We start from the raw sequence: 10,787 nt of genomic DNA on the forward strand, positions 1-10,787 counted from the left end.
CGTCGACGCCGGCGCCGACGTGCGCGCGCTGCCGGCGCCGGGCGACCGCGACCAGCGCTCGTTGCCCGTGCTCGCCGCGGTGCTGCCCGACCTGCGCCTGCTGCGCGCGCTGATCGCCAAGGGCGTCGACCTCAACGCCGTGCAGGCCGGGATGACGCCGCTGCTCGCCGCCACGCGCGACAGCTGGCACGGCCGGCCCGAGGCGGTGATGACGCTGCTGTCCAACGGCGCCGATCCGCGCCAGCGCGACGGCGAGGGCAATACCGCGCTGCATTTCGCCGCGCGCAGCACCGATCCCGGCGTGGCCGCGCTGCTGCGCGATGCCGCGGCCGAACTCGAAGTGGTCAACGACGAAGGCCTCTCGCCGCTCGGCATGGCCTGCGCCGCCGGCAACTGGCGCGTCGCGCGCTTCCTGCTCGAGCGCGGCGCGAAGCCGGAGCCGCCGGGCGGCCAGCCCGCGCTGCTCGCCGCGGCCGGCAGCGAGGACGACGATCCCGCCGGCGTACAGCTGCTGCTCAAGAGCCGTGCACGCGTGGATGCGCGCGATCGCCAGGGCCGTAGCGCGCTGCACGTCGCCGCATTCGCCGGCCACATGGAGATCGTCGCCGCGCTGCTCGACGCCGGCGCCGATCCCGCGCTCACCGATGCGCTCGGCCGCACGCCGGTGATGGAAGCCGTGCGCGGTGGCCATCTCGAAGTCGCCGACGAACTGCTGCGCCAGCTGCCCGATGGCGGCGCCGCGCAGGCCGCGCGCGTCGACGCCGACGGCCGCGGCCTGCTCTCGCTCGCCTGCGAGTCCGAGCGCGCCACGCCCGAACTCGTCGCGCGCCTGATCGAACTCGGCGCGGATCCCGCGCAGGTCGACAAACAGGGCAAGCGTCCGGTCGATCGCGCCGCCGAAGCCGGGCGCTGGTCGCTGGTCGCCGCCCTCGACGCCGGCTATCGACTGCCGGCCGCCCTGCGCGAGGAAGACGACGACGCGCCGTTGCCCGACCGCACGCCCCTCGCGTTGCTGCGCGAAGGCCTGCAGGCCGGGCGACGCGACCTCGGCGACGTCGCCGCGCTGCTGTCGCCCGCCGACCTCGGCGTGCTGCTGCACGACGATGCGATCGTCGCCGATCCCGCCAATGCCGACTGGCTGCTCGCGCACGGCGCCGATGCCTACGTGCGCGACGGGCAGGGCCAGACCGCGCTGTTCATGCTGCTCGGTCGTGGACCTGCCGCGCTGCCGACGCTGCGCCGCCTGCTCGATCGCGGCGTGTCGCCGGCCGGTCGCGGCGGCCTCGCGCGCTTCCTCGCCGCCTGCATCGGCAGCGACGCCGTCGCCACGCGCATGGCGATCGAACTGCTCGACCGCGGCGCCGATCCGTTCGGCCCGTCGCGCGGCGGCGATCCGGCGATCACGCTCGCCGTGCGCCTGGGCTGGCTGCCGCTGATCGAGCGCCTGCTCGCTGCCGGCGTCGACCTCGACGCGCGCGACACCCGCGGCATGAGCGCGCTGCACCTCGCCGCCGCGCTCGGACGCGTGGACATCGTGCGCCGCCTCGTCGCGCATGGCGCCTGCATCGAACTGCGCGCCACCGACGGGCAGACACCGCTGGGCGTCGCGCTGGCCGCGGGCCGCCGCGACATCGCCGACTGGCTCGACTGGCGCGGCTGGCCGCTGCCGCGGCGCCCGCTGCGCGCGCAGGACGTGCCTGCCGCGGCGACCGCCGGCGACGAGGACGCGGTGCGCCGCCTGCTCGACCTCGGCCTGCCGGTGAACGCGCTCGACCGCCAGGGCTGCAGCGCCTTGCTGCGCGCGGCGGGCGGCGGTCATCGCGCGGTGGTCGAGTTGCTGCTCAAGCGCGGCGCCGACGCGGGCCTCGCCGCGCAGTCCGGCGCCACGCCCCTGTCGGCCGCGGTGTCGATGCGGCATCTGGACATCGTCGATCGACTCGTCGCCGCCGGCGTCTCGCTCGAACAGCGCCTGCCCGGCGACCTCACGGTGCTGATGGTCGCGAGCGCGCTCGGCCTGCCCGACCTCGCGCAGCGGCTCGTCGCGGCGGGCGCCGAGGTGCAGGCCGTGGATGCGCAGGGCCGCAATGCCATGCACTGCGCCGCGCTGTATGCCTTCACCGCGCGCGACCGCACGCGCGTGGTGGCGCTGTTCGACACGCTCGCGCTCGCCGGCGTCGATGCCGACCTCGCGGCGAACGGCGTCACGCCGTTGCTGCTGCTGCTCGGCGCGCGCGCCGAACCGGGCCCCGCGGCCGACGAGGACGTGCTGCTCGCCGCGCTCGATGCGCTGCTCGCGCAGGACGTGCAGCTCGACGCACGCGACGCGCGCGGCTTCGGCCCGCTGCACCTGGCCGCACTGCACGGGCTGTCGCGCGTCGTGCAGGCGCTGCTCAAGGCGGGCGCGGACCCGGACCTGCGCGATTCGCTCAACCGCTCGCCGCGCGAGATCGCGCTGATGCGCGGCTTCGTCGACATCGCCGCGGATTTCGCGCCGGCGACCGCGAACCGCGACATCTCGATGGCGCGCTTCCTGCGCGACCGCTGACGACTCAGCGCCGCGCGGCCGGCCCGACGATGCCGCCGAGCACGCCTTCGCCGGCGTCCGCGCTGAACAACTCCTCCAGCTCGCGGCGCGCGTCCTGCGTCGTGCGGATCAGCGCGGCCTCGTCGTCGCGCACGTCGTACTGCGCGCGCAGCAGGCGCGCGTCGTGCTCGCGGAAACGCTCGACGTGCTCGCGCACCGTGTCGGGGTCGAAGCCGAGGTCGATCAGCACGCGCTCGCCGGTGTACAGGCTCGAATGCAGCACCTCGCGCACCGCATGCACGCCGAGGTCCATGAGCGCCCAGGCGTGCGGACGATCGCGCGCGCTGGCGTACACCCGCGCCTCGGGGTACAGGCGACGCACCGTGCGCGCGGTGTTCACCGACTGCTCCGGGTCCTCGAGCGCGATCACGAACACCTTCGCGGAATCCGCGCCGGCCGAGCGCAGCAGGTCGGAGCGGCTCGGGTCGCCGTAGTACACGGGGTTGCCGAAGCGGCGCACGAAGTCGACCTGATCGGCGCTGGGCTCGATCGCGATGAAGGGCAGCTTCTGCGCCGCGAGCAGGCGGGCGACGACCTGCCCGAAGCGCCCGAAGCCGGCGATCAGCACCTGCGGACGCGTGTCGGGAATCGCATCGAACGGGCGCGGCGGCTTCTTGGCCACGCGCGACGACAGCTTCGCCGCCAGCCACACCAGCGCCGGCGCAAGCGCCATCGACAGGCCGACCGCGGCGACGAGGCGGTCGCGCGCGGCGCCGTCGATCAGGCCGACGCGCGCGGCTTCGGAAAACACCACGAATGCGAATTCGCCGCCCAGCGCGAGCACCGCCGCGAGCGGCAGCGCATCGCGCAGCGACAGCCGGCCGGGCCGCCGCGCGACGATCACCAGCAGCACCGCCTTCACCGCGAGCAGCGTGGCGACGATCGCGGCCATGCGCAGCGGCTCGGCGGCGACGCGCGCGACGTCGATGCCCATGCCGACCGCCATGAAGAACAGGCCGAGCAGCAGGCCCTTGAAAGGGTCGATCTGCGCCTCGAGCTCGTGGCGGAACTCGGAGTCCGACAGCAGCACGCCCGCGAGGAACGCGCCCAGGCCCGGCGACAGCCCGGCCTGCAGCATCAGCCAGGCCGCGCCGAGCACGGTGAGCAGCGCGGCACCGGTGAACGCCTCGGGCATGCCGCTTCGCGCGACCAGACGGAACAGCGGGCGCAGCAGCAGGCGTCCGCCGCCGACCACGATCAGCACGGCGCCGATCGCGCGCGCGATCGCCCAGGGGTCGATCGACGCATCGCTGCCTCGACCGAGCAACGGCACCGCGGCCAGCAGCGGGATGGCCGCGAGGTCCTGGAACAGCAGGATCGCGAACGCCAGCCGCCCGTACGCGCTGTGCACCGCGCCGCGCTCGGACAGCAGCTGCAGCCCGACCGCGGTCGACGACAGCGCCAGCGCGAGCCCGACCACGGCCGCGGCCGTCCACGGCAGGCCGGCCAGTCGCGCGGCGACCGCGAGCGCCAGCCCGCACAGCGCCATCTGCGCGCCGCCCGCGCCGAACACCGGCCGGCGCATCACCGACAGGCGCGAGGGCGACAGCTCCAGCCCGAGCACGAACAGCAGCATCACCACACCGATCTCGGAAGCCGCCAGCACCGGCTCGGGCTCGGCGACCACCCGCAGCGCCTGCGGCCCGAGCAGCACGCCCGCGGCGAGGTAGCCGAGCACGGCGCCGAGGCCGAGGCGTCGGAACAGCGGCGCCACCAGCACGGCGGCGAGCAGGAACACCAGGGCGAGCTCGAAGCCACTGCCGTGCATGGCGGACGTCCGTGCGGAACCAGCGTGCATGCTATGCCGCCGCCCGGCGGCGTGGTGGCCGCTCACGGGATGCAGCGTGTACGCCCGCTAGGCTCGGCCGGTCGGTGTCGCTTCGCGACGCCGCCAGGCCACGGGCGGGAGGCCCCGATGTCCAAGCAGCGGCTGCGCACGGATTTCCAGTTCGCCGTGCTGGTGTTCTTCTGCCTGGTCGCGCTCGTGGGCATCGTGCCGTTCGTCGCCTATCGCTTCGCCGTGGGCGAACCGGAAGCCGGCGCCATCGACCTCGCCATTGTCGCTGCGCTCGCGGGCACGCTGCTGTTCGCCTGGCGCGGCGGCAACGTCGAGCACGCGAGCCATTTCATCGTCGTGGCGGCCGCCGTGGGCTGCCTCGGGGTCGCGCACGTCGCCGGCGAAGCCGGAGCGCTGTGGTCGTATCCGGCGATCGCGGCGGCGTTCCTGCTGGTGCGGCGCTCGCGTGCGCTGGTCGTCGCGCTGCTGCTGATCCTGCTGGTCGCGCTCGACCCCGGCCCGTTCCCGACGACCGCGTCGCGGGCGATGTACCTCGCCAGCGCGGGCGTCACCTGCGTGCTGGCGTTCGTCTTCGCCTGGCATACGGCGCTGCAGCGCGAGGCGCTGGAGAAGCTGGCGTCGCGCGATCCGCTCACCGGCGCGCCGAACCGGCGCGCGTTGGCGCGCGAGCTGCACATCGCGGCCGAAGCGTTCCGGCGACACCGCGTGCCGGTGGGCCTGCTGGTGATGGACCTCGACCACTTCAAGCGCATCAACGACGCGCTCGGGCACGAGGCGGGCGACAGCGTGCTGGTCGACTTCGCGCGGCTGGTGCAGTCGCGCTGCCGTGCCGGGGATCGCCTGTTCCGCTACGGCGGCGAGGAGTTCGTGCTGCTGCTGCCGGGCACCGGCGTCGATGCGCTGCGGCTGCTCGCGGACGAACTGCGACGCGCGGTCGCCGACGGGCTGCACAGCGGCGGGCAGGCCGTCACCGTCTCGGTCGGCGGCGCGGTGCTGCAGCCGGGCGAGGTCAATGCGCACTGGCTCGGCCGCGCCGACGCCGCGATGTACGAGGCCAAGCGCGCCGGGCGCGACCGCGTGGTGGTGGACGGGTAGCGACGCGCGGACCGCGTGGGGGCAGAATGCGCCGAAGGCCGGGGAGGGCCAGGGATGAACGGATTTCTGTTGCTTCTGCTCACGGCCCTAGCGTCCGCACCGGTGCCCATCCCGCAGTCGCTCTGAGCGCCGTCGCTCGGCCAAGCGGCATACTCGACTCCTCCCGACCGCACATCAAGGAAGACCCATGCGCCCGATCCTGCTCGCCGCGCTGCTCGCCGTGCCGTTCGCGGCCTCGGCCGTCTCGTCCGCCGACATCCAGGCGCCGGTGCTCATCACCCGCATCGACTGCCACATCGTGATCGACACGACGGGCCGCGTCGCCGAGTACCGCCCGAAGACGACGCTCCCGGCACCGCTCGGCGACCGCGTGCGCGACATGGTCATGGCGGTGCGCTTCCAACCGGTCGAGATGGACGGCCGCGTGGTCAACGCGGAAACCGACATGCGCGTGGCGATCACCGCCGCCGAGACCAGCGACGGCGGTCTGAAACTCGCGCTGGACAACCTAAGCTTTCCGAACGCGCTGAAGATGCCATCCGGCGCGGGCGGCAAGCCGCCGCTCGCCCAGAAGTTCAGCGTGGAATTCCCGGAAGCGGCGCTGCGCACCGGCGCGAACGCCGACCTGCTCGCCGTGCTGCATTTCGGGCCCGACGGGCGCGTGGTGGATGCCGCGATCGAGCAGAGCGCGCTGGTACGCACGCGGGCGCGCCCGGCCGACGCCGCCGCCGTGCTGTCGGCCTTCGAGAAGGCGACGCTGAAGGCGCTGCGGCGGTGGCGCGCCGACCCCGAGGCCATGCCCGCGGACAGCCGAGTCGGCGACGGCTTCGTCAGCTACATCCCGGTGTCGTTCCGCATCGGCGCGGGCCCCGAGTCCATGCCGGCGGACGCCAAGCCCGGCGAATGGATGCTCGAGACCCGTTCGACGCGCCGCGTCCCGACCTGGATGACCGTCGTCGAGCACGCGCCGCAGCCCGGCGTCGCCGACCTCGCGGACGGCGAGATGGCGGGCATCAACACGCGCTTCCGGCTCGCCGTGCCGCTGGACGCCGCCGGGTCCTGACGCGCGCGAAGGCCGCGCGCGCCGTCGCGCAGCGCCGCCGCAACGAAAAAGCCCCGCCGGAGCGGGGCTTTTTCTTTCCGGTGCCGCGCTTCAGCGCTTCATCGAACTGAAGAACTCGTCGTTGGACTTCGTGTTCTTCATCTTGTCGAGCAGGAACTCCATCGCGCCGATCTCGTCCATGCCGTGCAGCAGCTTGCGCAGGATCCAGATCTTCTGCAGCAGCTCCGGCTCGATCAGCAGGTCCTCACGGCGCGTGCCCGAGCGGTTGATGTCGATCGCCGGGTAGACGCGCTTTTCCGCGATGCGGCGGTTGAGGTGGACCTCGGAGTTGCCGGTGCCCTTGAACTCCTCGTAGATCACCTCGTCCATCTTCGAGCCGGTGTCGATCAGCGCGGTCGCGATGATCGTCAGCGAACCGCCTTCCTCGACGTTTCGCGCGGCACCGAAGAAGCGCTTCGGGCGATGCAGCGCATTGGCGTCGACACCGCCGGTCAGCACCTTGCCCGAGCTCGGCACCACGTTGTTGTACGCACGCGCCAGGCGGGTGATCGAGTCGAGCAGGATCACCACGTCCTTCTTGTGCTCGACCAGGCGCTTGGCGCGCTCGATCACCATCTCGGCGACCTGCACGTGGCGGCCGGCCGGCTCGTCGAAGGTGGACGACACGACTTCGCCGCGCACCGTGCGCTGCATTTCCGTGACTTCTTCCGGGCGCTCGTCGACGAGCAGCACGATCAGGTGCACGTCCGGATGGTTGTACGTGATCGCGCTCGCGACCTGCTGCATCAGCATCGTCTTGCCGGCCTTCGGCGGCGAGACGATCAGCGCGCGCTGGCCTTTGCCCTGCGGCGCCATCAGGTCGAGGATGCGGCCGGTGATGTCCTCGGTGCTGCCGTCGCCGCGCTCGAGGCGGAACTTGCGACGCGGGAACAGCGGCGTGAGGTTTTCGAACAGCGTCTTGTTCTTCGACGCCTCGATCGGCTCGCCGTTGATCGTGTCGACGACGTTGAGCGCGAAGTAGCGCTCGCCGTCCTTCGGCCAGCGGATGCGGCCGGAGAGATGGTCGCCGGTGCGCAGGTTGAAGCGGCGGATCTGCGAGGGCGAGATGTACGTGTCGTCCGGGCCGGCGAGGTAGCTCGCCTCGGCCGCGCGCAGGAAGCCGAAGCCGTCCGGCAGGATTTCCAGCACGCCGTCGGCGGCGACGCCTTCGCCGTGGCGCGTCAGCACCTTCAGCAGCGCGAAGATCACGTCCTGCTTGCGCGCGCGGGCCACGCCTTCGTGGATGTTCAGCTGCTCGGCGATTTCCAGCAGCTTCGGCGTCGGCATGCGCTTGAAGTCGCCGAGCGAGTAGCTCGGGAAGCCTTCGGGCACCTGCGGATGCGAGCGCGGCACGAAGGTGTCGTTGCCGGAGTCGTCCGGCATGCCGCCGTCGCGCTGGCGTTCGCGCTGGCGCTCGCGGCGGTTCTTGAAGCGGTCGCGACGGCTGGAGCGGCCGGCTTCGCCGTGCTCGCGGGGGCCGCCCTGGGCGCCGTTCTGGCCGCCGGCCTGCGCCGACTGCGCGCCGGGTTCGCCCGAGCCGGAGGGTTCGGGGGCGCCGGCGACCGGCGCGGCCTCGGCGGCGGGGCGTTCGGCGCGCGGCGCCGCGTCGCTGCGGGCGGGTGCGTCGGCCGGTCCGGCCTCGGCGCGCGGCGGCGACGGTTCGGATGGGGCGGCGGGTGCGGCTTCGACGGCGTCGGTCTTGGCGACGCGCGGCTTGCGCACGCGCTTCTCGGCGACTTCGCCGGCGTCGGGGGTCTGGTCGGACAAGCGGAATTCCTCGCTAAGCGGCGAGCGCCCGCGGATGCGCGGGCGAGGTCGGGATCGGTATAGAAAAGAGGGGTGCGGCGAGCGCGAACGCGCCGGGCCAGCGGCAAACTAGCACCGCCGCGACGACGCGTGCAAGCGCTCGGGGCAGAGCGGATTCGACCGTGCGAAGCGGCAGTGGCGCGTGAAGGCGACGCGCGGTCGACGGACATCGTGCCCGAAGGACGGCGGCCATGCCCGCGTCGCCGCCTCCCGGTTCATCGCGGGCTCACGCCCGCGGCGCCTCAGAGCGCCTTGTCGATCAGCTGCGCGAGCTGGGCCTTGCCCACCGCGCCGACCTGCTGGCCATGGATCTGGCCGTTCTTGAATACGAGCAGCATCGGGATCGAGCGCACGTGGTACTTCATCGCCGTCTGCCGCTCGTTGTCGACGTTGACCTTCACGATCTTCGCGCGGCCGTCGTAGGCACCGGCGAGCTCGTCGAGCGCCGGGGCGATCATCTTGCAGGGGCCGCACCACGGGGCCCAGAAGTCCACCAGCACGGGCTCGGACGACTGCAGCACCTCGCGGTCGAAGTCGGCGTCGCCGACATGCTTGATCTTGTCGCTCACTGAACAGGTCTCCTCGGGAACGGACGCGGGCGCCATGGTCGCACGGGCGCCGTGCAGGCATGCGCTACACTTGGGGACCAAACGCGGTGGCGCAAGCCCCGCTGACCGTCCGGCCGCATCCGCAGCGTTTCCGCGGATGCACCCCGTCGCCGTCCCCACGCGCGCCCGGACCTTCCTGGCCGCCGTCTTCCGGCCGCCTTCCACGCAAGCGCCGACCGGCGCGCCGGATCCTGATGAGCGACAAGCCCCTTACCGACGTCACCTTCGACTCCTTCAACCTGCACCCGACGCTGCTGGCCGGCCTCGAAGCCGCCGGGTTCACCCGCTGCACGCCGATCCAGGCCCTGACCCTGCCGCTGGCGCTCGCCGGCCGCGACGTCGCCGGCCAGGCCCAGACGGGCACCGGCAAGACGCTCGCCTTCCTCGTGGCGGTGGTGAACCGGCTGCTCACGCGCCCGGCGCTGGCCGACCGCAAGCCCGAGGACCCGCGCGCGCTGATCCTCGCGCCGACCCGCGAACTTGCCATCCAGATCCACCAGGACGCGGTCAAGTTCGGCTCCGAGCTCGGCATCAAGTTCGCGCTGGTCTACGGCGGCGTCGACTACGACAAGCAGCGGCAGATCCTGCAGTCGGGCGCCGACGTCATCATCGCCACGCCCGGCCGCCTGATCGACTACGTCAAGCAGCACAAGGTGGTGAGCCTGCACGCCTGCGAGATGTGCGTGCTCGACGAAGCCGACCGCATGTTCGACCTCGGCTTCATCAAGGACATCCGCTTCCTGCTGCGCCGCATGCCCGAGCGCACCACGCGGCAGACGCTGCTGTTCTCGGCGACGCTGAGCCATCGCGTGCTCGAGCTCGCCTACGAGCACATGAACGAGCCCGAGAAGATCGTCGTCGAGAGCGAGTTCATCACCGCGGCGAAGGTGCGCCAGAAGGTGTACTACCCGTCGGACGAGGAGAAGATCCCGCTGCTGATCGCGCTGCTTTCGCGTTCGGAAGGCGCGCGCACGATGGTGTTCGTCAATACCAAGGCGTTCGTCGAGCGGGTGGCGCGTGCGCTGGAGAAGGCCGGCTACCGCGTCGGCGTGCTCTCCGGCGACGTGCCGCAGAAGAAGCGCGAGTCGCTGCTGAAGAAGTTCCAGGCCGGCCAGCTCGAGATCCTGGTGGCGACCGACGTCGCCGCCCGCGGCCTGCACATCGACGGCGTCAGCCACGTCTACAACTACGACCTGCCGTTCGATGCCGAGGACTACGTCCACCGCATCGGCCGTACCGCCCGTCTCGGGGCGGAGGGTGACGCGATCAGCTTCGCCTGCGAGCGCTACGCGATGAGCCTGCCGGACATCGAGGCCTACATCGAGCAGAAGCTGCCCACCGAGCAGGTCACCGCCGACATGCTCATCGCATTGCCGCGCGCGCCGCGCGTGAAGGTGGAAGGGGAAGAGGAAGAGAGCGTCAGCGCGATCTTCCGCGAGGCCCGCGAGCAGAAGGCCGAGGACGACGCGCGGCGCGGCATCAAGCCGCGCAGCGGCGGTCGCAGCGGTCCGGGTGCGTCGCGTGACGGCGAGCGTCGCCCGCGCGGGCCCAAGCCCGAGGGCGCGCGTCCGCCGCGGGCGCCGCGTGTCGATGCCGCGCTCGGCGAGGCCGATCCGGGTGTGTCGGCGGCCGCCGCCGCGCCGGACGCTGCCGCGCCCGCGACGCCGAAGCCGCCCCGCATCGACCCGGTGACCGGCGAAGCGCTTGCGCCGCGCAAGCGTCGCCGTCGTCGCAAGGGCAAGCCGGTCGAGGCGGCCGGCACGGACGGCGCCGCGACGCCGGCCACGCCGCGCC

Annotated in this window: 7 protein-coding genes; 4 read left to right on the forward strand and 3 right to left on the reverse strand. The window is 72.8% G+C overall.

Features of this window, described 5'->3' with window-relative positions; genetic code table 11:
* Nucleotides 1-2,545 (forward strand): ankyrin repeat domain-containing protein (locus E4F61_RS13095; protein WP_133480075.1); only part of this gene is annotated, 2,545 nt, incomplete at its 5' end.
* Nucleotides 2,546-2,549: 4 nt separating this feature from the next.
* On the opposite strand, the gene E4F61_RS13100 is transcribed toward E4F61_RS13095, so the two are convergent.
* Nucleotides 2,550-4,352, reverse strand: a complete 1,803-nt coding sequence (locus tag E4F61_RS13100) for a monovalent cation:proton antiporter-2 (CPA2) family protein (RefSeq protein ID WP_133480081.1) — start codon at nucleotides 4,350-4,352, stop codon at nucleotides 2,550-2,552.
* A 147-nt stretch (nucleotides 4,353-4,499) separates the two neighbouring features.
* Here E4F61_RS13100 and E4F61_RS13105 point away from each other — a divergent pair, with 147 nt between their 5' ends.
* Together E4F61_RS13105 and E4F61_RS13110 are read left to right on the forward strand one after the other, a co-directional pair.
* Nucleotides 4,500-5,477 carry a GGDEF domain-containing protein gene (locus tag E4F61_RS13105; protein ID WP_162301494.1) on the forward strand — a complete coding sequence of 326 codons (978 nt, stop codon included), beginning with the start codon at nucleotides 4,500-4,502 and terminating at the stop codon, nucleotides 5,475-5,477.
* A gap of 187 nt (nucleotides 5,478-5,664) precedes the next feature.
* On the forward strand, nucleotides 5,665-6,540 hold the full coding sequence (locus E4F61_RS13110; protein WP_133480077.1) for a hypothetical protein: 876 nt from the start codon (nucleotides 5,665-5,667) through the stop codon (nucleotides 6,538-6,540).
* 90 nt (nucleotides 6,541-6,630) lie between these two features.
* Here E4F61_RS13110 and rho read toward each other — a convergent pair whose 3' ends face one another.
* Complete coding sequence (gene rho / locus E4F61_RS13115) at nucleotides 6,631-8,346, reverse strand: transcription termination factor Rho (protein WP_133480078.1); 1,716 nt, start codon at nucleotides 8,344-8,346, stop codon at nucleotides 6,631-6,633.
* A gap of 281 nt (nucleotides 8,347-8,627) precedes the next feature.
* Entirely contained in the window at nucleotides 8,628-8,954 is a 327-nt protein-coding gene (gene trxA / locus E4F61_RS13120) for a thioredoxin (RefSeq protein ID WP_133480079.1), read from the reverse strand.
* Nucleotides 8,955-9,187: 233 nt separating this feature from the next.
* Between trxA and rhlB the strand changes: the two genes are divergently transcribed.
* Nucleotides 9,188-10,787: ATP-dependent RNA helicase RhlB (rhlB, locus tag E4F61_RS13125; RefSeq protein ID WP_133480080.1), on the forward strand; the 1,600-nt coding region annotated here is incomplete at its 3' end.

This window comes from Cognatilysobacter segetis (assembly GCF_004359965.1).
GTDB classification, from domain to species: Bacteria; Pseudomonadota; Gammaproteobacteria; order Xanthomonadales; family Xanthomonadaceae; genus Cognatilysobacter; species Cognatilysobacter segetis.